At 49.5% G+C, this 25,398-nt stretch carries 15 protein-coding genes; 10 read left to right on the top strand and 5 right to left on the bottom strand.

All coding sequences use genetic code 11. The annotated features are described in order from the left end of the window. Positions 1 to 132 precede the first annotated feature (132 nt). The 4 genes from HGH91_RS25960 to HGH91_RS25945 are packed head-to-tail and all read left to right on the top strand — an operon-like array spanning position 133 to position 6,633. Positions 133 to 1,479: a TolC family protein gene (locus HGH91_RS25960; protein WP_168741871.1), complete on the top strand. Its 1,347-nt coding sequence runs from the start codon at positions 133 to 135 to the stop codon at positions 1,477 to 1,479. Between the two features lie 33 nt (positions 1,480 to 1,512). Further along, entirely contained in the window at positions 1,513 to 2,667 is a 1,155-nt protein-coding gene (locus tag HGH91_RS25955; protein ID WP_168741869.1) for an efflux RND transporter periplasmic adaptor subunit, read from the top strand. A 20-nt stretch (positions 2,668 to 2,687) separates the two neighbouring features. Continuing rightward, the gene (locus HGH91_RS25950; RefSeq protein ID WP_168741867.1) at positions 2,688 to 5,861 is read left to right on the top strand and encodes an efflux RND transporter permease subunit; all 3,174 of its coding nucleotides are present in this window, start codon (positions 2,688 to 2,690) and stop codon (positions 5,859 to 5,861) included. A 10-nt stretch (positions 5,862 to 5,871) separates the two neighbouring features. Beyond that, complete coding sequence (locus tag HGH91_RS25945) at positions 5,872 to 6,633, top strand: class I SAM-dependent methyltransferase (RefSeq protein WP_168741865.1); 762 nt, start codon at positions 5,872 to 5,874, stop codon at positions 6,631 to 6,633. A 73-nt stretch (positions 6,634 to 6,706) separates the two neighbouring features. On the opposite strand, the gene HGH91_RS25940 is transcribed toward HGH91_RS25945, so the two are convergent. Both HGH91_RS25940 and HGH91_RS25935 read right to left on the bottom strand, forming a co-directional pair. Continuing rightward, positions 6,707 to 9,634: an FAD-binding and (Fe-S)-binding domain-containing protein gene (locus tag HGH91_RS25940; protein ID WP_168741863.1), complete on the bottom strand. Its 2,928-nt coding sequence runs from the start codon at positions 9,632 to 9,634 to the stop codon at positions 6,707 to 6,709. Positions 9,635 to 9,739: 105 nt separating this feature from the next. Continuing rightward, entirely contained in the window at positions 9,740 to 10,912 is a 1,173-nt protein-coding gene (locus HGH91_RS25935) for a DUF72 domain-containing protein (protein WP_211092434.1), read from the bottom strand. Between the two features lie 254 nt (positions 10,913 to 11,166). On the opposite strand from HGH91_RS25935, the gene HGH91_RS25930 reads away from it, so the two are divergent. From HGH91_RS25930 to HGH91_RS25920, 3 genes are read left to right on the top strand one after another with little or no spacing between them, the layout of a single operon-like run. Further along, a complete protein-coding gene (locus tag HGH91_RS25930) occupies positions 11,167 to 12,582 on the top strand; it encodes a glycogen synthase (RefSeq protein ID WP_168741861.1) in 1,416 nt (471 codons plus the stop codon). A gap of 54 nt (positions 12,583 to 12,636) precedes the next feature. Continuing rightward, complete coding sequence (locus HGH91_RS25925; RefSeq protein WP_168741859.1) at positions 12,637 to 13,908, top strand: glucose-1-phosphate adenylyltransferase; 1,272 nt, start codon at positions 12,637 to 12,639, stop codon at positions 13,906 to 13,908. A gap of 13 nt (positions 13,909 to 13,921) precedes the next feature. Next, positions 13,922 to 15,391: a glycoside hydrolase family 130 protein gene (locus tag HGH91_RS25920; RefSeq protein WP_168741858.1), complete on the top strand. Its 1,470-nt coding sequence runs from the start codon at positions 13,922 to 13,924 to the stop codon at positions 15,389 to 15,391. Positions 15,392 to 15,405: 14 nt separating this feature from the next. Here the strand turns inward: HGH91_RS25920 and HGH91_RS25915 are convergent, their stop codons facing one another. Beyond that, positions 15,406 to 16,407, bottom strand: a complete 1,002-nt coding sequence (locus tag HGH91_RS25915) for a glycosyltransferase family 4 protein (protein ID WP_168741856.1) — start codon at positions 16,405 to 16,407, stop codon at positions 15,406 to 15,408. 134 nt (positions 16,408 to 16,541) lie between these two features. Continuing rightward, the gene (locus HGH91_RS25910; RefSeq protein ID WP_168741854.1) at positions 16,542 to 16,781 is read right to left on the bottom strand and encodes a GlsB/YeaQ/YmgE family stress response membrane protein; all 240 of its coding nucleotides are present in this window, start codon (positions 16,779 to 16,781) and stop codon (positions 16,542 to 16,544) included. A 188-nt stretch (positions 16,782 to 16,969) separates the two neighbouring features. Between HGH91_RS25910 and bshC the strand changes: the two genes are divergently transcribed. Continuing rightward, a complete protein-coding gene (bshC, locus tag HGH91_RS25905) occupies positions 16,970 to 18,562 on the top strand; it encodes a bacillithiol biosynthesis cysteine-adding enzyme BshC (RefSeq protein WP_168741852.1) in 1,593 nt (530 codons plus the stop codon). Between the two features lie 232 nt (positions 18,563 to 18,794). Here bshC and HGH91_RS25900 read toward each other — a convergent pair whose 3' ends face one another. Then, positions 18,795 to 21,029 carry an FUSC family protein gene (locus HGH91_RS25900; RefSeq protein WP_168741850.1) on the bottom strand — a complete coding sequence of 745 codons (2,235 nt, stop codon included), beginning with the start codon at positions 21,027 to 21,029 and terminating at the stop codon, positions 18,795 to 18,797. Positions 21,030 to 21,386: 357 nt separating this feature from the next. Here HGH91_RS25900 and smc point away from each other — a divergent pair, with 357 nt between their 5' ends. Next, a complete protein-coding gene (smc, locus tag HGH91_RS25895; protein WP_168741848.1) occupies positions 21,387 to 24,917 on the top strand; it encodes a chromosome segregation protein SMC in 3,531 nt (1,176 codons plus the stop codon). Positions 24,918 to 24,994: 77 nt separating this feature from the next. Continuing rightward, a complete protein-coding gene (locus tag HGH91_RS25890; RefSeq protein WP_168741846.1) occupies positions 24,995 to 25,390 on the top strand; it encodes a DUF4259 domain-containing protein in 396 nt (131 codons plus the stop codon). Positions 25,391 to 25,398: the final 8 nt, after the last annotated feature.

Genomic DNA, 25,398 nt, shown 5'->3' with positions numbered 1-25,398 from the left:
CGAAAATAGCTTTTAGCAGCCCGTAATCGTGCTTTCCACCTGCCGGGATAATCCCTTTTATCCCTGCACAACTTTTTCACCTATTTATTGTTAAGTATCTATCAATCATCATATACTTTCAAAGTAATAAGTATGCATTGTCGTTATATTCTATTCACCCTTCTTTTATGGACCCAAATAACTATCGCTTACGGGCAGGTGGATACCTCACGCTCTGGCAATTATGACTTTAACCTGGCCAATTGCATACAATACGGCCTCGCACATCAGAATGATGTGGTAAATGCCCGGCTGGATGTAAACTTCTCCCAGGAACAGATTAAGGAGTATACAGGGAAATTTCTACCTCACGTGAATGTGAACGCCAGTATCACAGACAATCTCAAACTCCAGACCTCCTTAATTCCTGATATCGCCAATGGGAACTATGACAAAAAAATACCAGTGCAATTCGGTACCAAATGGGCATCTGCCGCCACAGGACAGGTAGACCAGGTGATATTCAACAGCGATTACTTCCTGGGCCTTAAAGCTTCCCGGGTGTATGGGGATCTCTCTAAAAAGAGCCTCAAACGTACAGAAATAGATACCCGGGTAGCCATTACCAAAGCCTACTACGCCGCCCTCGCCGCAGAAGAAAATATCCGGCTGGCAAAGTCCAACATGACCCAGCTCTCCAAAACACTGTCGGATACCAAAGCCCGCTATGATGTAGGTGTGGCCGAAAGGGTAGATGTAGACCGTATCCAGGTGTCCTATAATAATATCGTCACAGATATTGAAACCCAGATACGGGATCTCGTATATGCGATGCAGTTATTGAGATTCCAGATGGGCATGCCGCAGGAAAACAAATTGACCCTCACCGAAACGGTGCAGGACCTTAATGCAGATGTTTTTATCGCAGATACGGTGGATTACCAGGTGCAGGACCGCATTGAATACAGCATACAAACCACCCAGGTAGCCCTGGATGAGCTGAGCCTGAAAAGTAAAAAGCTGGGTATCCTTCCCCAGCTAAACGCTTATGTGAATTATGGATATAACTATTTCTCTACCAAGTTCAGCGACCTCTATAAAACCGGCTATGGCGCCTCTGCACTGGGGCTCACCCTGAAATGGCCCATTTTTGCCGGAACAGAGAGATACCATCAGATCCGGGAAAACAGGATTACCCTGGAGAAGTCGAGAAATACGCTCCGGTACATCGGGGACCAGGTACAGCTGGATGTGGCCAATGCCAATACCCAGTACCAGAATAACAAAGCAAGATATGTAACACAGAAAACCAATATGGACTTAACCCAGGGCATATACGATCGTATCGTGTTAAAATTTGAACAGGGAGTGGCTACCAGTCTGGATGTTACCTCAGCAGAAAATGACCTGAAACAGGCGCAGGTGAATTATGTGCAGGCACTGCTGAATACCCTGACCAGTAAAACAGACCTGGACAAGGCCATGGGCAAGATCAAATAAGCTATTATTCGTAATTCGCAATTAATTTCTCATATGTATCCAGTCAATTACAAGCGGACATTTTATGTGGCAGGAATGATGCTCTGTGTGGCCTGTGGTAACAGCAAAAAGCAACAACAGCAGGCTGCTATGATGGGGAAGATGAAACCTACGGTAGTAGCCGTGGAAGTAACGCCTGCTTCCTATACCGTAGCCGAAAAATTTCCCGCTACCCTGGTGGCCCACGACGTTGTATCCCTTCGCCCCGATGTTACCGGCTACCTGGAAGCGATCCGCGTACCGGACGGTAGTAGCGTAACTAAGGGCCAGCCCCTGTATGATATTGACAGAAGCCGCTATACCGCTGCCTATGGCCAGGTAGCTGCTTCCCAGGAACAGGCCGAAGCCGACCTGGCGCAGAAAACAAGGGATTATGAAAGATATAAATCCCTGCTGGAGCATGATGCGATCTCCAAACAAACGGTAGACCAGGCCAACACGGCCATGCTAACCGCCAAAGCCAACCTCGCTGCCGCCAAAGCAGCCGTGGCAAAAGCCGGTACGGACGTGAGCCATGCGGTGGTAAAAGCGCCGGTGACCGGGAAAATAGGCATCGCACAAATTAAAGTCGGTGATATCGTTAACGCCGGCCAAACGCTCATCAACACCATCGTTAACGAACATCCCATGTTCGCTGATATGGATATTCCACAGGCCCGCCTGCCGGAATTCCAGCGGATGCTGAAAGGACAGGGAGACCATAAATTCTATATCCAGTTCGGCGACGGTACCCGCTATGGGGAAGAAGGGAAAATACTGACCATCAATAATATTATAGATCCACAAACCGGTACTGTCAGGGTACGGCTCGTATTCCAGAATAGCGATGGCATGCTGAAATCAGGGATGAGTATCGTAGCCGTGATGCAGTATGGCACACCAGGTACCCAGCTGGCTATTCCCGCCAAAGCGATTATCCAGAATCTTTCTGAAACCAGCGTGTATATGCTCAGCAAAGATAATGTGGTCACCGCAAGGGATATTATACCTGGCCCGGTTACCGATACCATGCTGCTGGTCACCAGCGGGTTAAATGCCGGCGATAGGATAATAGTGGAAGGGCTGCAACGGGTAAAACCCGGAGATACCGTGAATATTGCCGGACCCGGCGCCGCACCTGGCGCAGCTCCCGGGGCAGGTAAACATTAATCCTAAATCACTCTCAGGGTATGATCTCAAAAACATTTATAGAGCGCAAGAATACTACGATCGTCATTGCCATCATCATTGTGATTGTAGGACTCATTTGCATGTTTAACCTGCCCATCGCCCAGCTGCCGGATATCGCACCACCGGTAACGGATGTACGCGCCAACTATGTAGGAGCCAACTCCACAACGGTAGAGGAAACAGTGACCACCCCCATAGAAAACCAGGTAAACGGTACCCCCGGAGCCATGTATATCCAGTCGGTAAGCGCCAACGATGGATCTATGAGTATTACGGTGACCTTTAAACTGGGTACCAACCCCGATATCTCCACCCTCGACGTACAAAACAGGGTGAGCCTGGCGTTGCCCAGTACGCCTGATGAAGTAAGGCGTGTGGGCGTTACCGTTAAAAAGCGCTCCAATGACATGTTGATGGTAATCGCGCTCAACTCTCCCAAAGGAAAGCACAGCCGCGAATTCCTGGATAACTACATGAATATTTACCTGAAACCGGAACTGGCCCGTATCAGCGGAGTGGGCGATGTAAATGCCTTCTCCCAGGACTATAGTATGCGTATCTGGCTCAACCCGGATAAGATGGCCGCCCTGGGGCTGACAGCCGGTGATATTTCCCGGGCTATTACAGAACAAAACCAACAGGTGCCTGCCGGTAGTGTGGGCGCCCCGCCCATGGGCAAGTCCCAGGCATTTGAATATACTGTGAGCGTGAAAGGACGCCTGGCCACTTCTGAAGAATTCGGTAATGTAGTGGTAGCTACCAGTCCCAATGGAGGCCTGGTACGCCTCCGCGACGTGGCCCGCATCGACCTGGGCTCCTTTACCTACGCCATTGAAGCTAAAGCCGACGGTAAAACCGGTAGCGGGATGGCCATTTATTTGTCGCCCGGCGCCAACGCACTCGACGTAAACGACCGGGTGATCGTCAAAATGAAGAATATGGCCAAAAGCTTTCCCGACGATGTAAACTGGCTCATTCCCTTTGAAACTACCTCCTTCGTAAAAATATCGATCGATGAAGTAATACAAACATTTATAGAAGCCCTGGTACTCGTGGTAATCGTGGTATTTGTGTTCCTGCAGAACTGGAGAGCGACCCTGATTCCCATCCTGGTAATCCCTATTTCCCTGATCGGTACCTTTATCTTTTTCCAGCTGCTGGGCTTCTCCATCAATACGCTCACCCTCTTCGGGTTTGTGCTGGCCATCGGTATCGTGGTGGATGATGCCATTGTGGTGGTGGAGGCGGTACAGCACCATATCGACGCCGACCTCATGTCGCCCCGCGAGGCTACTTTCAAAGCCATGGCGGAAGTGAGCGCCCCGGTAATCGCTATTGCGCTGATCCTGGCCGCAGTATTCGTACCAGTGGCCTTTATTCCGGGGGTAAGCGGAAGGTTGTACCAGCAGTTTGCATTGACTATCGCCTTCTCGGTATTGTTATCGGCCTTCCTGGCTTTGACGCTCACGCCGGCGCTGACGGCCATTTTGCTGAAGCCGGCACACCTCACCAAACAATCACACGGACTCAATAAACTCTTCTTTAAATTCAACGAGTGGTTTGCCAGGTTTACCAATCGCTATGGCAATGGGGTAAAGCACGCCATCCACTTTACACCCGTGGTGCTGATCATCCTGGGTGTATTGTTTGCCATCGCCGCTTTCCTGTTTAAGAAAACGCCGACTACCTTCGTGCCACAGGAAGATATGGGCGCCCTGTTCATTGCATTGGAATTGCCGGAAGCCTCCTCTACAGAACGTACCAAAGAAGTGGTAGCGGAAATCAGTAGTATCCTCGAAAAAGACAGCGCTGTAAGTCACTTCTTCGGGATCACCGGTATCAACTTCGTGGCCAACGCCACCAAGCCAAACTCCGGTACCTTTTTCGTGAGCCTCAAACCCTGGGATGAACGATACGCTCATGGCGATAATATCAATACTGTATTAGGGCGCATACAAGGCGCTGCTGGCCGCATTATCGGGGCCAACGTCATCTGTATCCCGGCGCCCACCCTGCGTGGGTTAGGTACTTCCGGTGGTTTCTCCTTTATTCTCGAACAACGGAGCAACCCGGATATCAACCAGTTCCTCCAGGTGATGGGCCAGTTCCTGATGGCCGCCAATCAACGGCCGGAAATTGCGCGGGCGTACGCTTTCTTCAGCGCTAATACGCCACAGTTCAATGTGGAAGTGGATCGTGATAAGTGTAAACAACTCGGCGTAGCCGTGAGTGATGTATTCAATGCGTTGCAAACCTTCCTCGGGGGACTTTACGTCAACGACTTCACCAAATTCAGTCGCAGCTTTCGCGTGGTGTTGCAGGCTGATTCGCTGTACCGCACCAGTATCAATAACCTGAATACTTATTACGTAAGGAATAATACCGGGCAAATGGTGCCGCTCAGCGCATTGATTACCACCAAAAAATCTGCCGGTGCACCGGTTATTAACCACTTTAACCTGTACCGCTCCGTAGAAATTGATGGGGACAGCAAAACCGGCTACAGTAGTGGCGACGCCATCAATGCATTGAAGGAGGTGGCCGCTTCTGTATTACCTGAAAACTTCAGCTACGAATGGGCCAACGTATCCCTGCAGGAAATTGAAGCTGGTAATAGTAGCCTGTTGATTTTTGGTTTATCTATTCTCTTTGTATTCCTGTTGCTCACGGCCCTGTATGAAAGTTGGTCGGTGCCATTTTCCGTACTGCTGGCGGTGCCGGTAGCCCTATTTGGGTCTATCGTGGCATTGTCGCTTACCAAACAGGCTAATAGCGTATATTCGCAGATCGGCTTGATTACCCTGATAGGTCTGGCTGCCAAAAATGCCATCCTGATCGTGGAGTTCTGCAAGGAGCGTGTGGATAGGGGGATGCCGCTGCTGGAAGCCACATTGGAGGCGGTGAAACTGCGTTTACGCCCCATCCTGATGACTTCCTTCGCATTCATCCTGGGGGTGATGCCCTTGTGCCTGGCAAAGGGCGCCGGTGCTGCTTCCCGTGTTAATATAGGCTTCACCGTAGTGGGAGGGATGCTGGCAGCAACGATGCTGGGTATCTTCACCGTACCGGTATTATATGTACTGATCACCAAACTGGCCTACGGTAAGAAGAAACTGGCCGATCTGGAAGCACACGGCAATGAAGAGAAAAAGCCCAAAGGTTTAGGCGAATAACCGTAACAGGATGAAAAATACAGAACGTTTCAGTACACGCGTAGAAAACTATGTCAAATACCGGCCGCATTACCCGGCGGCCATCATTCCTTACCTGGCTAAGGAAGTAGGATTGACCCACGACACCCTGGTGGCAGACATCGGCGCCGGTACCGGCATTTCCGCCCAACCCTTCCTGGATAATGGCAACAAGGTATATGCCGTGGAGCCCAATACAGAAATGCGGGAAATGGCGGAAAAACTCCTGCACCGGTATCCCGGCTTCCAATCAGTAGCCGGCAGCGCAGAGCATACCACCTTACCCGATGACTCGATAGAGCTGATCCTGGCGGGTACCGCCTTTCACTGGTTCGATCAATCCGCTACTGCCGCCGAATTCCAGCGCATCAGTAAAGACAACGCGGCGATTGTATTGATGTGGAATGTACGGCAGTCTGAACTTCCCTTTGAGAAAAGCTACGAAGAGCTGCTACATCAATACGGAACTGATTATAAGGAGTTGCAGCACAGAAACGTAGGTGCGTCGCAGTTAGCCTCCTTCTTTGCGCCCGCTGCCATTCATGAAATGTCGTTTCAGAATGCGCAGATCTTCGATTTTGCCGCGCTGAAAGGGCGTATGCTTTCCTCTTCCTACGTGCCTGAAAAGGACCATCCTTCCTATCCCGCCATGATGAAGGACCTGGAAGATATTTTCTGGAAATACCAGGAACAGGGCATGGTGAAGTTTCATTACGAAACGAAGTTGTATTGGGGAAGAATATCGAAGAAATAAACAGAAATATATAAAAGCAAGCAGGCGAATAACACCCGTTATTCGCCTGCTTGCTTTTATATTATACAGGTAATTACTTGAGACTGTTATACAATATCTCTATTGGGTGCAGCGCTTTAACGCCCGTACCATCTTTAACCTGGTGGCGGCAGCTGGTGCCTGGCGCCGCAATCAGCGTGCCTGCGGCGGCATTGCGTACCGCGGGGAATAACACCATCTCGCCAATCTGCATGCTCAGGTCGTAATGTTCGGTTTCATATCCGAAAGACCCCGCCATTCCGCAGCAACCGGAAGGGATGACTTCTACGGTATAATTTTTAGGAAGCGACAACATGTTCTTGCTGTACAGGGCAGATGACAATGCTTTCTGCTGGCAATGCCCGTGTAATTTGATATGTTGAGGAGCATCGGTAAACTGATCCGCCCTGATATGTCCTTTCTCAGCTTCGGCCGCCAGGAATTCATCTACCAGGAATACGTGTTTGGCTAATGTTTTCGCTGTGGCGCGGAGTTCTTCTCTTACCAGGTCGGGGTATTCGTCCCGGAAACTCAGGATAGCCGAGGGCTCTATACCCAATAACGGTACGTTTTCATTGATAACGTTGCTGAATATACGAACATTCTTTTCGGCATACTCGCGGGCCTGGCGCAACAATCCCTTCGACATATAGGCACGGGCACTTTCCGGGTGTGCTATCATTTGCACGTCGTAACCCAGCCGGTGCAGCAGCTGTACCGCCTTAATACCGATGGTGGTATCGTTATAGTTGGTGAATTCGTCGCAGAAGAGATACACTTTCCGTTGACCAGCTGCAGTTCCCTGTTTTTCGAGCGGCCATTTTTCTTTGAACCATTTCCGCAGGGTGATGGTGTGTAAACCTGGCAGGGAGCGTTTGGCCGCAAAGCCGGAAAACTTGCGGATAATGCCACCGGTAAAGGAATTGTTGATCACGGCATTGTACATGCCGGGAGCGATAGCTGCCAGTGCAGATAACTTTGAATAGTTACCGATCATCCTGGCACGCAGCGGTACCCCGTTGGCATCGTAGTAGTGCTGCAGGAACTCCATTTTCAGTTTGGCCATATCCACGTTGGACGGACATTCCGACTTACAGCCCTTGCAGGCCAGGCAGAGGTCCAGCACTTCGTAAATTTCTTTATGGTCGAAGCGGTTTTCCTTGGTGCTATGGGTGAGGAATTCACGCAGGATATTAGCCCTGGCGCGGGTAGTATCTTTTTCATTCCTGGTAGCCATATAGCTGGGGCACATGGTGCCACCGCTCAACTGCGTTTTGCGGCAGTCGCCGGAGCCATTACACTGCTCCGCGTGTTGCAGCATGGTTTGGTCCGGGAAGTGGAAGATCGTTTTGATATCTGCCGCTTTCTGCCCGGGTTCGTACCGGAGCATACTATTCATCGACGGCGTGTCTACGATCTTATTGGGATTGAAGATATTCTCCGGGTCCCAGGTATATTTGATCTGGCGAAGCAGTTCATAGTTTTTGCCGCCTACCATTTGTTTGATAAACTCGCCTCTGAGGCGGCCGTCGCCATGCTCCCCGCTGAGGGAGCCATGGTATTTTTTTACCAGGGTGGCAATTTCCTCGGCTATCTTGCGAAACAGCTGGTTGCCTTCTTCCGTTTTCAGGTTGATGATAGGGCGAAGGTGTATTTCACCGCTACCCGCATGCGCATAGTGTACGGCGTGCAGGTTGTATTGGTGCAGGATATCGTTGAAGTCGCGGATAAAATCGGGGAGATCTTCTACCGCTACGGCGGTATCTTCAATTACCGGCACTGCTTTTTCGTCGCCGGGCAGGTTGCTGAGCAGGCCCAGGCCGGCTTTGCGAAGGCCCCATATTTTCTTGCTATCCTCTCCAAAGAGCAGGGGGAAATGGTACCCCAGTCCGGCCGACCGGAGCGTAGCTTCCAGCTTGCCGGTGATCTCTATGATCTCTTCCCGGGTATTGCGGCAAAACTCTACCACCAGGATAGCGCCGGGATCGCCCTGTACGAAGAAACGGTTTTTACGTTGTTCGATGTTATCCTTGGTACATTCCAGGATGTAGTGGTCGATCAGCTCACTGGCGCTGGGCTTGTATTCCATCACCAGGATATTGGCGCGCAGCGACTCGTCGATGGTATTGAAATGTATGCAGAGCAGGCCCGTTTCTTTGGGAGGGAGCGGATCTATATGCAGTTTTATTTCAGTCAGGAATGCCAGCGTACCTTCCGATCCGGCAATCAGTTTACAGAAGTTAAAATCTTCCGTACCGGCGGTGAAAGGGCTGGTATCCAGCAGCATATCTACGGCGTAGCCGGTATTGCGGCGGGGAATACTTTTTTTGGGGAATTCTCTCCGGATTTCATCCTGGTAAGTATGATTACTCAGGCTGGTGCGGATTTGCTTGTAGATGGCGGTTTCCAGCGTATCCGGACCTTCGCATTTCTGGTGGAAGGCCTCTGCATCCATGCTGCCAAACACCACTTCTTCGCCGTTGCTGAGCAGGGCTTTCACTTCCAGCAGGTGTTCGCGGGTACTGCCATATACCACGGAGTTGGAGCCACAGGAGTTGTTGCCCACCATACCGCCAATCATAGCACGGTTGGCGGTAGAGGTTTCCGGGCCAAAATAAAAGCCATGCGGCTTCAGGAATAGGTTCAGCTCATCACGGATAACGCCTGGCTGCACACGTACCCAGCCTTCTTCTTTATTCAGTTCCAGTATTTGTGTAAAATTGCGGGATACATCGGTAATAATACCGTTGCCCACCACCTGTCCGGCCAGCGAGGTACCGGCGGTACGGGGGATCAGGGAGGTTTTATTTTCACGCGCAAAACGAATCAGTGTCTTCAGATCATCGATATGCTGCGGAATAGCTACTGCCAGCGGCATTTCACGGTATGCCGACGCATCGGTGGCATAGAGTGTCCGCATGGTATCATCTGTATAAAGCGTGCCTTCCAGTTTCTGGGCCAATTGCTCTAGCTTGTCGCGCATCATGGTATGTACCGGTTTTGAGAGGGCGAAATTAATACTTCAGTCCGGCTTTTTTCGGTTTTTTCTCACGCAGAGGAGCAAAGGAGGAAAGACACAAAGCTTGTTTTATTTTTTGACCGCTTTGCTGCTTTTAGCCTTTGCAGGCGTTTTCGCTGGCTCGCTCTTGACCGCTTTGCTGCTTTTTACCTTTGCAGGTGCTTTCTCCGGCTCACTCTTGGCTGCTTTGCTGCTTTGCGTCTTTGCGGGAACTTTCTCCGGTTCGCTCTTAGCTGCTTTGCTGCTTTTTACCTTTGCAGGCGCTTTCTCCGGCTCACTCTTAGCTGCTTTGCTGCTCTGCCTCTTTGCGGGCACTCTTACTGCCTTTGCAGGCGCCTTCACCGCCGCTTCTCCAGTAACAAACACCGGCTTCTTTACAGTGATCCCGCACACGGCCTCGAACTTTTCTGTCATATACAACGCCAGCTCCGGCGAAGTAGCCTCGTCATGCATATGCATGAAAAAATATACTTCTTCCAAACCATTATCCAGCCAGTATTTGATACGGTTGGCCCAGTCATCGATACGGGTGTAATCTGTGGGATGCAGGCTATTGCCCACAAACCGGATGAATATCTTGGGAACGGTTAAGTGCATATGGGCAATATCTCTACGGCCGGCAGTATCGGTGATAATAGCGCCTACGTTAAGTTCCCGCAGCTTATCGAAGAGTTCCATCCGCACTGCTTCGTCTTCAAACCATTGCGGGTGGCGCAACTCCACGAAAAACTGGAGGTCTTTCGGCAGGGAAGCCAGGTACTGGTATAAGTTATCACGTTTGGCGGGGCCAAACTTATCGCTCAATTGCAGGAAAATAGGCCCCAGGTGCTCTCCAAAAGCCAGTATGCCCTCCAGGAAAGAGGTAGTTTTGTCGCCGGCATTGATCAGCGTGCTGAAATGGCTGATGCTTTGCGGCACTTTAGGACAAAACTTAAAATCCATACCCGCCGCTTTGACGTCCCATTTGGCAATGGTAGCAGGGCCATAGATCTGGTAATGCGTGGCATTGAGCTCAATACTGTTAAAGTGTTTTACATATTCATCCAGGAAATTGGCCTCCTTGGTGCCCTGTGGATATATTTTCCCGATCCACTCTTTTCTTCCCCACTTGGCACAACCCAGGTAAGTGAGCGGATGCGCCACCGGACGGCCTTTTAGCACTTGTTTATTGAACACCGGTTCAGCAGGTAATTTAAAATCGATATCTGATAACGTAGCTTCTGGAACGCGACCAAAATCCATAAAGGGGAGTTTAAGGGTGAGCAGGAATCACATGACGATACAAAGATAGGGGAAAGCGTAAAGCCGACAGCCGAAAGCAAAAAAGCGATGATAGCAAATGGTAACACCGTTTTAAATATCTCCAAAGATTATTCGCATCAATTAGCTGTTTACTTTGTACCTGGCGCTTTTTGTAAAAAAATAATATTTTTTTACAGCTCCTTTGTTTTCTTGTTTTTACAGTTTAACTTAATAAACATTATCAATTAATTAGCATGGAAATTTTACACATCAGCGCGGAATGTTACCCGGTAGCCAAAGTAGGCGGACTAGGTGATGTGGTGGGGGCATTACCCAAATATCAGCACCAGTTGGGGAATTTTGCCAAAGTAGTGGTACCCGCTTACCGGACAAAGTATTATGATACACATGAATTTGATGTGGTACACCAGGCCGGTATGTGGCTGGGGCATGACTGGTATCACTTTAATGTATTGAAAGAGAGAAGTAATGAACTGGGGTTCGACCTGTACCTGGTAGATATTCCCGGTTTGCTCGATACGCCGGGCGTGTATGGTTATCCAAATGATACAGAACGCTTCCTGGCTTTCCAGGTTGCGGTGCTGGACTGGGTCAACGAATGGCAACACCAGCCGGATGTGATCCACATCCATGATCATCATACAGGGCTTATCCCATTCCTGATGTACTATGGGTATAAGTATGGTCGCCTGAAAGATATTCCTTCCGTGCTCACTATTCATAACGCTCAATACCAGGGCCAGTTTGGCTGGGATAAACTGTACCTCATTCCTTCATTTGACCTGTGGAAGTCGGGTTTGCTCGACTGGGGCGGGGCCATTAACCCACTGGCAGCAGCGATTAAATGCGCCTGGCGGGTAACCACCGTATCACCGGGCTACCTGGAGGAGCTGTTTTATAACGCCAACGGCCTTGAAAGCCTCATCAGCCAGGAAAAAGATAAAATGGTAGGGATATTGAACGGGATCGATACGGCGGTATGGGATCCGGAAGCAGATCATATGTTACCCGCCAACTATGATATTGACACCATGGACGATGGTAAGCAACAGAACAAAGAACAACTCTGTGAACGGTTCGGACTGGATGCCACTTTGCCGCTGATCGCCTTTATAGGCCGGCTGGTGGGCGATAAGGGAGCCGATCTGCTCCCCGAAATTATCGGCCGTTCCCTGCACGAACTCCCCGGGGAAGTGAATTTCCTGGTGTTGGGAAGTGGCGACCCGCACATTGAGTGGTCGCTGCAACAAACCCGGCAAACTGTTAGCTACGGTTTTAATGTACATATAGGATACGACGAATCCTTATCGCACCTGATCTATGCCGGCGCCGATTTCCTGTTAATGCCTTCCCGGGTAGAGCCCTGCGGGCTTAACCAGATGTATGCGCTCCGCTACGGTACCATACCCATGGTACGCAGCACCGGGGGGTTAAAAGACACGGTAATCGACTTTGGAGACAACGATGGAGTAGGTATACGATTTAACCAGGCGGGAGTCTGGGACGTTTGTTATTCCGTAAAACGGGCTATTGAATTGTATCATGATCCGGCACACCTCGAAGAAGTCCGTCTGAGAGGGATGAAGCGGGACCATTCCTGGGGAAGCTCTGCACAGCGCTACCTCAGCATGTACAGTAGCATGAAGTAATTTGACATTGCATATTGAATATTGAACGATGATCTTCTAAAACCAATTCCATTTATGACAAACGATGTAATATCCATTATTCTCGGAGGTGGGGCCGGCACCCGCCTATATCCGCTTACCCGCCGCCGTTCAAAGCCCGCGGTGCCCCTGGCCGGTAAATACAGATTGGTGGATATTCCCATCTCCAATTGTTTGAATGCTGAACTGAACCGCATCTTTGTGCTGACACAGTTCAACTCGGCCTCCCTGAACAAACACATTAAAAACACGTACCACTTCAGCAATTTCGACAAGGGATTTGTGGACATCCTCGCGGCAGAACAAACCCCCGATAACCCCACCTGGTACCAGGGTACAGCCGATGCCGTGCGACAGTGTATTCACCACATGGAAAACTTTGAGTTCGAATATGTACTCATTCTCTCCGGTGACCAGCTGTACCAGATGGATTTTAAAAAGATGATCCGCCATCATATCGATACCGGCGCGGAAATTTCCATCGCCACCATCCCGGTGAGCGCGAAAGACGCATCTGATTTCGGTATTTTAAAACAGAATGACGAAGGCGCTATCGTGTCATTTACCGAAAAACCATCCCAGGCAGTACTGCCGCCATGGGCGTCGGAAGTAAGCGAAGAAATGCAGAAGGAAGGGCGTATCTACCTGGCCAGCATGGGAATCTATATCTTCAGCCGGCAGGTGCTGTTCGACATGCTCAACGATAAGCCCGATGCTACCGACTTCGGCAAACAGATCATCCCGCAGGCCATAGAAGCCCAGCGCCGCATTTTCAGCTACCAGTATGAAGGCTACTGGACCGACATCGGGAATATTCAATCGTACTTTGAAGCCAATATCGGCCTCACAGATGAAATCCCCTTGTTCAACCTCTTTAACGAGTCTCAAACCATCTACTCCAGGGCCCGGATGTTGCCCCCGTCAAAAATTTCCGGTACCATGGAGAAAACAATGATCGCAGATGGTTGTATTATAATGGCGAACCGGCTCGAAAGGGTAGTGGTAGGCATACGTACCCGCATCGGCAAAGGCACGGAAATCAGCAATGCCTACATCATGGGGAGCGATTACTATCAAACCCTCGATGAAATTGAAAAAGCTAAAGCCCAGGGACACCCGTTTATGGGAATCGGTGAAAACTGTGTGATCAACAACGCCATCATCGATAAAAACTGCGCCATCGGAAACGGCGTACATATCAACGGAGGCAAACACCTGGCCGACGGCGATTTTGAAAAGTATACGGTGAAAGACGGCATTGTAGTTGTTAAAAAAGGAGTAATCCTGGAAGACGGATTCAGTATTTAACAAAACCAGTAACATGCGACTGTCAATAGAGCGGAAATCTACCAAGATTTACCCTGATCTGAAACGGGTGGTAGCAAGATTTTTCTTCAACGGAGAAGCCAGGGCTAAATCCATCATTCAATTGGTAGCCGCCATGAGCGATGCGGAAGTAGACATAACCATTATGCCTATACTAAGAGAGTTCTCCCGTCGCCACAGAAATATTACACGCATTTTTGAACGGCATGCCGACCGGCTTCGCCACCTCTTTCCCAGCCTCAACCTAAATTATGATAGCCTGTCACACAAACGAAAGTTGTTGACAGGCTCTTATTTCACCAACGAATATTCGATCGAATCCGCCGCCTTCTTCAATCCCTCCCTCATCGAAGATGTGGACCAGAGCGGGCTGGAAGAAGGTGAAAAACGCGTGATCATGAGCTTCCGGGCCGTTGGAGAAGGGCACGTTTCTTCCATCGCCTTCCGCTCCGGGATCATCAATAAAAACAACGAAATCTCTCTTATATCCCCGGGTAACTACGTAGACGAGGCGGAAATCATCCGTAATTCCAGGTACCATAAACATACCTTCTTCCAAAATGCCGTATCTATCCGGTTGCCCGACTCGGTGATGCAGGAAATACAAAACAGCCTGCCCGATGAATTCGAATACCTGGCCCTGAAAAAAGTGATCCGGGAAATGCAACAGCGGTTCCAGGTAGATCACCTCCTGAAGAAAGGCCTGGAAAGAATGTTGTGGCTGGCAGACTCTTACTATGAACTGAATTTTTCACTCGACACCGACTTATCCGACCGGGTTATTTTTCCCTACTCAGAAGCGGAAAGCAGGGGGATAGAAGATGCCCGCTTCGTGAGGTATACCAGCGAAAATGGGAATGTAACCTACTATGCCACCTACACTGCGTACGATGGGATTACCATTCAGCCCAAACTGCTGCAAACAAGAGATTTTTATAACTTCAACATCATGCCGCTTTATGGGGAAGGCGCCCAAAACAAGAACCTGGCGCTGTTTCCCCGCAAAATAAACGGCAAATACGTCATGATTTCCCGCATTGATGGCATCAACGGCTACATCATGTATTCCGATAAAATCAATATCTGGGAAAATCCACAACTGTTACACCAACCTAAATATGCGTGGGAATTTGTACAGGTAGGTAACTGCGGCTCTCCCATCGAAACGCCGGAAGGTTGGCTGGTGATTACCCACGGCGTTGGCTCTATGCGCACTTACTGTATAGGAGCCAGTTTGCTCGACCTCAACGATCCGGGCCGGGAAATAGGCCGCCTCCGTGAACCCCTGCTCATGCCCAACAAAGATGAGCGGGAAGGATACGTACCTAATGTGCTGTACTCCTGTGGCTCCATGGTACATAACGATGAACTGATTATCCCTTATGGTTTATCCGACTATGCATCTGGATTTGCTACCGTAAAGCTCGAGAAATTGCTTGCGCAGATAAAAGCAGATGGTGTTTAAATCTCTCCCGAAAACTACATACGGGCATATAACGCCAGGTATTCCGCCACCATTTTTTCCGTACTGAAATTTTCCCGGGCATGTGCATGACATTGCTCCCGGCTGATAGATTGCAAGGCGGCTACGCGGGCTACCGCCTCGGGCAAGCTATTGACCAGGAAACCGGTTTGCCCGTCTATGATCAGCTCTGGCATGGCTCCGCGGTTAAAGGCGATCACCGGGGTGCCGCAAAGCATGGCCTCCGCCACACTCAGTCCAAACGGTTCATCGAAATGAATCAGGTGCAGCAACGCTAAGGCCTTACCCAGCAAGGCGCTGCGCTGGGCGCCCCCTACAGGGCCTACAAACTTGATCTGCTCCTGGTCCACAAATGGTAACACTCTTTCCCGGTAGTACTGTTCGTCTTGTATAATACCCGCTATCACCAGCTGTAAGCCAGTATGCCGGGCCACCTGGATGGCATCATGGGCGCCCTTATCCGGGTGGATACGCCCGTAATACAATAGGTACCTGTCGGCCTGCGGCTCATAGGGAAAATCAGCGGTATTGATGCCGTTGTGAATAGTTGCCGCATATTTGAGCGCCGGATGGCGATCGGCATTACTGATAGACACATACCGGCCTATATCATTGTACCGCTGGTATACCGGGATTATTTTGGGAGAAGAAAAGCCGTGGATGGTGGTCACCATGGGCGTTTTCACCAACCGCGAATAGGTGAGGGGTAAGAAATCGAAATGGCTGTGCAGGATATCAAAATTCCCCGCCTGTTCCATGAAATAACTGATATGCATACACTCTGTTACTTTGGCATCGGCGTCCCGGTCCTCTTCATACCCTTTGGGGCAGATAGCCGCGAGGTGTCCGCTGGTGTGTGAATCGCCCGTAGCAAAGAGGGTTACATCAACGCCGTTAGCTACCAGTCCTTCTGCCAGGTTGCTGGCCATTTGTTCCCAGGGGCCATAATGCTGGGGTGGCGTGCGCCAGGCTACCGGCGCCAGTATAGCTATTTTCATGTATGGGGTGTTTTTTGGGGAGAGATGAGTCAAATCAGGGGCCAAAGCAATTCGGTCGTTGGGGATGGGAAATAAATATGCAACACCTCTCCAGGAAAAGGTGTTGCACGCTACGGTAATAACCGGGTAATTGCTTATCCCCGTTTAATGAGCCTGATCAGCCAGATCAGGATAACAGAGCCCAGCAAAGCCGTGAGCAGGGAGCCAATAAGACTGCCACCCATGTGAATGCCCAGCCGGCCAAATATCCAGCCGCCAAACCAGCCGCCAATAACGCCAACCACGATGTCTATAATAATCCCGAAACCCTCTCCACGCATAATTTTACCGGCCAACCATCCTGCAATGCCGCCGATTATCAGAGTCCAAATCATAATGAATGCATTTAGTGCTAAATTGAATATACTACTAAATTTGAATATATAAATAAATCCTTGATGGCGAACCGAAGAATTAATTTTGGATCACGTTCTAACTATTTAACTAACTTCGTACATTCAAAAATTTCGATGTATTGGCACGCATCGTTATGTAATTGATCATTTGTAATTCGCAACTCAATATGCTGGAGTATATTCCTTATGGGAAAACTGGTTATTTCAACCAGCTGGTAACAGATTTTTTAGCCGAGCATTCGCAGATCAGACCGTTTTATACCTATTCTCCCGTGCATCCGGACTTTGGAGCGGCCATCCAGGCCAGGCAAGGGTTTAATACACCGCGAGCCGAACTGGTAAAGGCTTTGGAACAACAGTATGCCTCACTAGAACCGGTAAAGGCCGTACAGGATAATATTACGGCGCTATTGCAACCCACTACCTTTACAGTGTGTACCGCGCATCAACCCAACATTTTCACCGGTTATCTCTATTTCGCCTATAAGATCCTGCAAACAATCAAACTTTGCCAGGAGCTGAAACAACAATATCCGCAGCACCACTTTGTGCCGGTATATTATATGGGCAGTGAAGATGCCGACCTGGAAGAACTGGGCAGCATCTACCTCGATGGTAAAACCCTTACCTGGAATACGAGTCAGCAGGGCGCTGTAGGGCGTATGCATCCAGATGGACTCGAAGTGCTGATCGCCGAAGTCAGGAAATCGCTGGGCTATGCGCCTCATGGTGCGGAGCTGTTGGAACTGCTCCAGAAGGCCTACCTCGAACACCGCAATATCCAGGATGCTACTTTATACCTGGTACACGCACTCTTTGGCCGCTTTGGCCTGGTAGTGCTGGTGCCTGATAATCCTGCGCTGAAGCGTTTGTACATCCCCGTTATGAAGGATGAACTCTTTCACCAGGCCTCCCATGCGATTGTAAATGATACCATGGAAAAGCTGTCGGCACACTATAAAGTACAGGCCAACCCCAGGGAAATAAACCTGTTCTACCTGCAGGACGGCAGCCGGGAACGTATTGTGCAGGAAGGCGGGGAGTGGAAAGTATTACACACCTCGTTGACTTTTACCGCCAGCACCCTGGAAGCAGAACTGGAAGCGCACCCCGAGAAATTTAGTCCCAATGTTATTTTACGCGGTATGTTCCAGGAAACGATCCTGCCCAACATCGCGTTTATTGGCGGTGGCGGCGAAATCGCCTACTGGCTGGAACTGAAGCAGCTCTTTGCCCACTACGGCGTACCTTACCCGGTGCTGCTGCTGCGCAATTCCCTGTTGCTCACCGACCTGCCGTCTATGCAGCGTATGCTTAAACTGGGTCTCAACGCTACCCTGCTGTTTAGGCCTACGGAAGATATCGTGAACGACTATGTGAAACAACATACCAACACATCGCTGGTATTGAAAGAGGAGTATACCGCGGTAGAGCATTTATTCGATGCCCTGGAAGCAAAGGCGCGTAATATCGATGTAACCCTGGTGGCCACTACCGCTACAGAAAGGAAGCGGGCGCTCAAAGCCATCGGTAAACTGGAACATAAATTCCTGCGGGCAGAAAAGAAAAAGTTTGCCTGGCAAACCGACCAGATCAGGGGTGTTAAAAACAGGTGGTTCCCTGCCGGCTCCCTCCAGGAACGTAAGGAAAACTTTATGCCCTGGTTTGCCCAGGAAGGCCCTGCCTTCTTCGACAGGATACTGGCCGCATTAACGCCGGTAACCGACCAGTTTATGATTTTGGGAGAAGAGTTGTCTTAGGTTGAATTTTTTTTCTCGCCAAGGCGCAAAGAAGCAAAGGATTTTAATGAAGATTGAAGCGAATTTTAAGCCCGCAAAGCGGGGAGATCATGTAATGTCCTTCTAGGTGACATAATCTCCCCGCTTTGCGGGCTTAAAATTCGCTTCAATCTTTGCTCCTTTGCTTCTTTGCGCCTTGGCGAGAAAAAAATCGCTTCAGGTCCTTCATTATTAATAGCTTATAACGCCATAACTAAAGTTTTATTTGTCCCAGCGCTTTACTCATATCCTTCATCAGCGACAAGATGGCAACCAGTTGATCATGTACCTGTTTTGTTTCCAGCATTTCATCCCTCACAGGAGTAGCGCCTTTGCCTTCATTAATTTCCTGCTGGCGCTGGTGTACCAGGCTTTCCAGGTGCACATCGAGCCGGTCAAAGGCGTGTACAATGGGTGATGGCTGCGCGTTGGCGCTGGTAGCCGGGTCCATCATCAGTTGAAGTTGATCCATGTAATGCAACAGGTAGTCCGTGATCTCGCGGTATTCCGGGCGGGGAAACTGCACACCATGATGCATGCTGTAACCCGCCAGGGTGGCGGTATGAGAGGTAAGGGTATGATTCAGTACCACATAGTGATATACTTCCGAGGGATGCTTTTGCTTGCTTTTTGGTTCTGACAACATACGCTGGAAGGCCGCCATCATATTGGCAGAAGCCACATAGGTATCTTTCCTGGCCAGTTTAAAATCAGTAACAGCTACCTTTTCGTTGGAGTAAGCCCGCATCACCAGCTCAAAATATTTGCTGTTGGCGCTCATCATCTTCTTCATATAATCCGGCAGGAAGTTATGCTCCCAGGTAGGCCACAGGAGCATGTTGGCGAAAAAGGCCAGACCTCCGCCAATAAAAGTATCCAGCACCCGCTGGGTAAGATTGTACAGGTCGGACGGATGCAGGAAATGCAACAGGAAAATGACAAAGGGCGTGGTGAAAAAGACACTCAGCGTATACTGGATGGTCATGAAGCTATAAGCGCCCAGGATACAGAGCAACATCATGAGGAAGATCACTGTATTGTTGTGGGTGAGATATAGCAGCCCCGCGGCAAATAAGGCGCCGGTAACAGTGCCTATCAGGCGTTGAATGCTCCTCGATTTGGTAAGCCCGAAACCTGGTTTCAGGATCACCACTACCGTCAGCAAGATCCAGTACACCCGGTCCAGGTGCAGGGCAAGCCCCAGTCCATAACCCGCTACGGTAGCCATGCTTACGCGGATGGCATGCCGGAAGATATGCGACTTGAACGTAAGGTTATCCCGGAACGTTTCAAAGTCGTATTTCTGGCGGGTGGTAAATTTCGACAGCTCCAGCTTGGGATCTATCGACTCGTCTTTCAATCGCTCCAACCGGGTGAGGCGGTGCAGGTTATAAATGCGCTGCGCCATGTCCTGCAGGTTTTGCAGGATGTTGGTAAGCGGAATGGTGCGGGTTCTTTCCTTGAGGGTAGGTAGTTGCAGGGTAATGTCGGCAATGGCTTGCTTTACCTTTTCCATTTCCACCTTCAGGTTGTTTTTAGGTAAGGAGCGTTGGCCGGCAGCCACGGCGATGCCGATATTGCGCAGCTCCTGTGCAAAAGCCAGGATGAGGGTATGGAATTTTTCCAGGATGTCGAGATCTTTGAAATCGGCCTGCAGGGCGTTGTAGTCTGTTTGGGAGGCCATGATCTGCTCCTGGAGGTCTACCATGTCCAGGAAAATAAGCACCATGCTTTTGTTAATGCTGGTGGTGCCCTGTTGGGCAGAACGCCTTTTCAGCAGCAGCTCCCGTACATTTTCCTGCTTTTCGTTAACGATCACCTGTTGCGCCAGTACTGCCTTATAGTTGTCGATTACGTTGACGCCCGGCGTATAAAAATTGGCCCGTTGTTCCAGGTAGCGGGCTGTTTGGGTGATACAATCGCCCAGGGCCTGTTGTACGTTGAGATAGGGGCGTATCTGCCACAACACCAGTGCCAGCGCGGCATACCAGATGCTACCCAGCAATACCATCGAAGAGTGTAGCAATGTCAGTTGCGGCGTGAGCTGGGTTTCTCCCAGTATAGATACCATTACGAGTAAACAGCCGGTGCCTATATTGCCGCCCCGGTTCCCGTATACCAGCATCATGGCAAAAACAAAGCAACAAACAACTATCCAGGTGGCCATCGGGATCGGGTAAGGTATCAGCAGGCCCGTACCTAACGCGGTAAAGAAAATGAGGATGGTACTGATGATCAGCCCATTCCGTTTATGGATAATGGTACCCGGTACGTCGCTAAGGGCGGTACACAGCGCTCCCATCGACATGGCGATGCCCAATCCCAGCTCGTCGAAATAGGCAAATACCAGCGAAGGCACTACCACGCTGATGGTGGTACGCATACCGTTGCTGAAATGATAACTGTAAAGGAAATTTTTAATGTTATTGATTCGCTGTTCTGTACGCAAACGTATACGGGTTTTTGATGGCCAAAGATAGGGAAAAGCAGTCACGCAAAGGAGCAAAGTAGCAAAGGAGCAAAGCCATTTTGTCAAAATATGAGCTTTTAAGGAGCTTATAAATTCCTTTGCTGCTTTGCTACTTAGTTACTTTGCGTGCCTTTTTTTCCAACACCAAATTTAATTGTAATTGTTCTTTTTACTATATTTATAATCAGACTCTTAGGTGATCGCGGCCTACTGCGGACAGAGGCTATTGGCCGGCAATTGTGTATAAATAATTACGGTATATTATGGCTTCTCACTTAAATTACTTTTTGATTTAAAATTATATCTTTGACGCCTTAAAAAACCTCGGAGTACGACGTGCGCTTAAAAACACTAGAAATTAAAGGCTTTAAAAGTTTTGCAGATAAAACCGTTTTGCAGTTTGACGAAGGCATCACTGGGGTGATTGGGCCAAACGGTTGTGGCAAAAGTAATATCATCGACTCCATTCGCTGGGTAATCGGCGAGCACAAAATCAGCAACCTCAGATCTGATAACCAGGCTGGACTGGTATTCAATGGGTCCAAAAGCCGTTCCGCCAGCGGAATGGCAGAAGTTAGCCTCACTTTCGAGAATACCAAAAATGTACTCCCCACCGAGTTTACCACGGTGACGATTACACGCAAATTTTACAAAAATGGCGATAGCGAATACCGTCTCAATGACGTAGCCTGCCGCCTGAAAGATATCCATAACCTGTTCATGGACACCGGCGTGAGCACCGACTCCTACGCCATCATCGAACTGGGCATGGTAGACGATATTATCAAGGATAAGGAAAACAGCCGTCGCCGGATGCTGGAACAAGCAGCCGGTATCTCTATCTACAAAACCCGTAAAAAAGAAGCCAAATCCAAGCTGGACGCTACGGAAGGGGATCTGAACCGCATTGAAGACCTCCTGTTTGAGATCAACAACAACCTCAAAACCCTGGAAAGCCAGGCCCGCAAAGCCGAACGCTTCTACGAGGTAAAAAAGGAATACCGCGATATCAGCATAGAACTGGCCAAAGCCGCCCTGGAAGGCTTTAACATCACCTTCAAGGAACTGTCGGATACCCAGCAGTCGGAAAGCGACCGTAAACTGGCCCTGGAAACGGAAATCCTCACCGCCGAAGCCGCCGTGGAACAGGATAAGCTCCATTTCGTAGCCAAAGAAAGAGAACTGCAATCCATGCAGAAATCTTTTAATGAGCTGGTATCCACCATCCGTACCAAAGAAAACGATAAAAACCTCGCCACGCAGCAACTGACTTACCTGCGCGAACGGGAAAAAAATATTAACGACTTCCTCAACAGTGCAGAAGGGCAATTACAGGGACTCACCGCCTCTATTGAATTTACAGAGAAACAGGTGGTAGAAGAGGGAGAGGTGTTCGAAACCATGACCGACGAACTGGAAACATTGCGCGACATGGTGGAGGAAAAGAAAGAACGCTTCCATCAAAAGAAGCAGGCACTCGAAACCCTGCGCAACGACCAGCAACGCTGGCAACGCCAACAGTTTGAAGCCGAAAAGAAAGTGGCCGTTGCCGATACTTCCGTGATGAACCTGCAACGCAGCATGCAGCAGCTCCAGGAAGAAAAGGCCAATCGCCTGCAACAAATTGCCCAACTGGAAACAGAGAAAACAGCCCTGCAGGAAACGCTGAATACCAGCAAAACAGAGCTGGATAACATGGTACGCTTCCAGGAAGAAACCAAAAGCAAGATCCTCGCTACCCAATCCGATATTGAAGGACTCCGCGATAAACTGGTGGATGAAAACCGTAGCCTCGATTCCAAAAAGAACGAGTACGACCTCCTCAAATCGCTGGTAGACAGCCTGGAAGGCTACCCCGAAAGTATCAAGTTCCTGAAAAAGAACCCCGACTGGAATAATAATGCGCCCATCCTCAGCGATATATTCTTTTGTAAAGAAGAATACCGTACCTGCGTGGAAAATCTCCTCGAGCCTTACCTGAGCTACTACGTAGTCAATAATGTGCACGAGGCGGTACAGGCCATCCAGTTGCTCGACAGTAACAAAAAAGGGAAAGCTAACTTCTTTATCCTGGACCAGTTCCGCATCGATGCCACACCGCTGCTGGCGCCTCCGGGCACCATCCCTGCATTGGAAGTGGTGGAAATAGAAGAAAAATATAAAGGCCTGGGACAGCACCTGCTCGGTAAAGTGTTTATCGGGGAAGACCTCACCCGCCTGGAATTCAGCCAGCTGGCCGACGAAAGAATGCTGCTGGTAGAGAAATCCGGCCGCATGCATCGCGGTAAATACAATATCAGCGGCGGTTCGGTAGGATTATTTGAAGGTAAAAAGCTGGGAAGGGCCAAGAACCTGGAAAAGCTGGAAGTAGAAATCAAAGACCTCGAAGCAGTAGTAGGCCAGCTGAGAGTGGCTTTGCAAGACAAACACAACGAAGTACTCGGATATAACAGCCAGTTAAATGAAAGTAACCTCAATGCCGCCCGCGAAAAGGTAAACCAACTGAGCAACCAGCTCTTTGGTCTCCAGAACCGGATTGAAAACTTTCATCACCTCATTGAAGCCGGTGATAAACGCCTCGAAGAAATGCAGCAATCCCTGGAAACCAACCAGGAAAGCATTTCCGGAGTAAAAGACGAACTCGATAGCCTGAATGAAAGAGTGGCTGAACTGCAGGACAGCATCGCAGATGCCGACCGGATGGCCCAGGAAGCGGAACAACAGTTTAACATGGCCACCGTACAGTTTAATAACCAGAACCTGCAACATACCCGCCAGCAGAGTAAGGTACAGGCCCTCAAACAGGAACTGGAATTTAAACGCAAACAGCTGACCGACCTCCACACCCAGATCACCAGCAATAAAACACAGCTGGAAGATGCGGTCGCCAATATTGCCACCGTCGTGGAAAAATTAAGCCACGCAGACGATGGACTGGTAGAATTATTCCGCCAGCGGGAAGAAGACGAAAAGGCCCTCAACGAAAAAGACCAGGAATATTATAATTTCCGTAACCATCTGCAGGAGCTGGAAAGCACGCTGAGAACAAAACAGCGGGCCAAAGAGCAACTGGAACAACAACTCAATACCATCAAGGACAAAGTGAACGAGCTGAAACTGCAACTGACCACCATGAAAGAAAGGCTCAGCGTGGAGTTTAAAGTGAACCTCGATGAAATCATTGATGAGCAGCGGAGTTCCGAACTGCCGGTGGAAGAATTGCAGGCCAGTGCCGAGCGACTCAAGAAGCGCATGGAGAATATGGGTGAAATTAACCCTACCGCCATCGAAGCTTACCAGGAAATGAAAAAGAGATATGAATTTATCCTGGAACAAAAGACCGACCTGGTAAATGCGAAAGACTCTCTCTTGGCCACTATCCAGGAGGTAGAGTCGACCGCCAACCAGAAGTTCCTCGACACTTTCAACCAGGTAAAGGAAAACTTTATCCGGGTATTTAAGGCTTTATTTACCGAAGAAGACCAGTGCGATATGATCCTGAGCGATCCGGAAAACCTGGCCGATACCGGTATTGAAATTATCGCGAAACCAAAAGGTAAACGCCCTGCAGCTATTACGCAGCTGTCGGGAGGGGAGAAGACCCTGACCGCTACCGCGCTGTTGTTTGCCATTTACCTGATCAAACCGGCGCCTTTCTGTATCCTCGACGAGGTGGATGCGCCATTGGATGATGCCAATGTGGGCAAGTTCACCAATATGATCAGGAAGTTTTCCGATAATTCACAATTTATTATTGTAACACACAACAAGCAGACCATGGCCGCTGTAGACGTGATTTACGGTGTTACCATGCAGGAACCGGGGGTAAGTAAACTGGTACCGGTAGATTTCAGAAGTCTGAACTAGTTAACTGGTTTAATTGTTGTAAAAGCATTCGACAACTTTATTCTTTATTCTAGAAAAAATAAAAAAACGCAAACACTATGGGCGCATGGGGCACCAGGAATTTTGAAAATGAAGGATCACAGGATTGGATATTTGACCTGATAGACAACAAAGACGGTGGATTGGTGACGGATACGTTAGTACGTATCATGAACAACATCGAAACACTGGAGATACCGGATTGTGAAGAGGGGCTGGCAGCAGCAGAAACAGTGGCGGCGCTGGTGAGCCGTCCCAGCGAAGACTTTCCCGAAGACCCGCTGGATAGGCTGGATATCTTAAATCTGATTGCTACCCGCGCAATCCGGAATCAGGCCATCGCTGTGGTAAACAAGATTGTTGCCGGTTCTGAAATGAAGAACTTCTGGGAAGAATCAGGTCAGGGCCCTGCATGGGCAGCCGTTCAGGCCGACCTCGTGAAAAGGCTCGAGTAGTCAGATCC

The organism is Chitinophaga eiseniae (assembly GCF_012641265.1).
Classification (GTDB): Bacteria; Bacteroidota; Bacteroidia; order Chitinophagales; family Chitinophagaceae; genus Chitinophaga; species Chitinophaga eiseniae_A.
This window is presented reverse-complemented; position numbering and strand designations above follow the sequence as displayed.

Bases quoted from the DNA above. Each gene is read 5' to 3' on its own strand.
- HGH91_RS25925 (WP_168741859.1), top strand. From the start codon at position 12,637: ATGACAAACGATGTAATATCCATTATTCTCGGAGGTGGGGCCGGCACC.
- bshC (WP_168741852.1), top strand. From the start codon at position 16,970: ATGCTGGAGTATATTCCTTATGGGAAAACTGGTTATTTCAACCAGCTG.
- HGH91_RS25955 (WP_168741869.1), top strand. From the start codon at position 1,513: ATGTATCCAGTCAATTACAAGCGGACATTTTATGTGGCAGGAATGATG.
- HGH91_RS25940 (WP_168741863.1), bottom strand. From the start codon at position 9,634: ATGCGCGACAAGCTAGAGCAATTGGCCCAGAAACTGGAAGGCACGCTT.
- HGH91_RS25960 (WP_168741871.1), top strand. From the start codon at position 133: ATGCATTGTCGTTATATTCTATTCACCCTTCTTTTATGGACCCAAATA.
- HGH91_RS25915 (WP_168741856.1), bottom strand. From the start codon at position 16,407: ATGAAAATAGCTATACTGGCGCCGGTAGCCTGGCGCACGCCACCCCAG.
- HGH91_RS25930 (WP_168741861.1), top strand. From the start codon at position 11,167: ATGGAAATTTTACACATCAGCGCGGAATGTTACCCGGTAGCCAAAGTA.
- HGH91_RS25910 (WP_168741854.1), bottom strand. From the start codon at position 16,781: ATGATTTGGACTCTGATAATCGGCGGCATTGCAGGATGGTTGGCCGGT.
- HGH91_RS25945 (WP_168741865.1), top strand. From the start codon at position 5,872: ATGAAAAATACAGAACGTTTCAGTACACGCGTAGAAAACTATGTCAAA.
- HGH91_RS25920 (WP_168741858.1), top strand. From the start codon at position 13,922: ATGCGACTGTCAATAGAGCGGAAATCTACCAAGATTTACCCTGATCTG.
- HGH91_RS25935 (WP_211092434.1), bottom strand. From the start codon at position 10,912: ATGGATTTTGGTCGCGTTCCAGAAGCTACGTTATCAGATATCGATTTT.
- HGH91_RS25890 (WP_168741846.1), top strand. From the start codon at position 24,995: ATGGGCGCATGGGGCACCAGGAATTTTGAAAATGAAGGATCACAGGAT.
- HGH91_RS25950 (WP_168741867.1), top strand. From the start codon at position 2,688: ATGATCTCAAAAACATTTATAGAGCGCAAGAATACTACGATCGTCATT.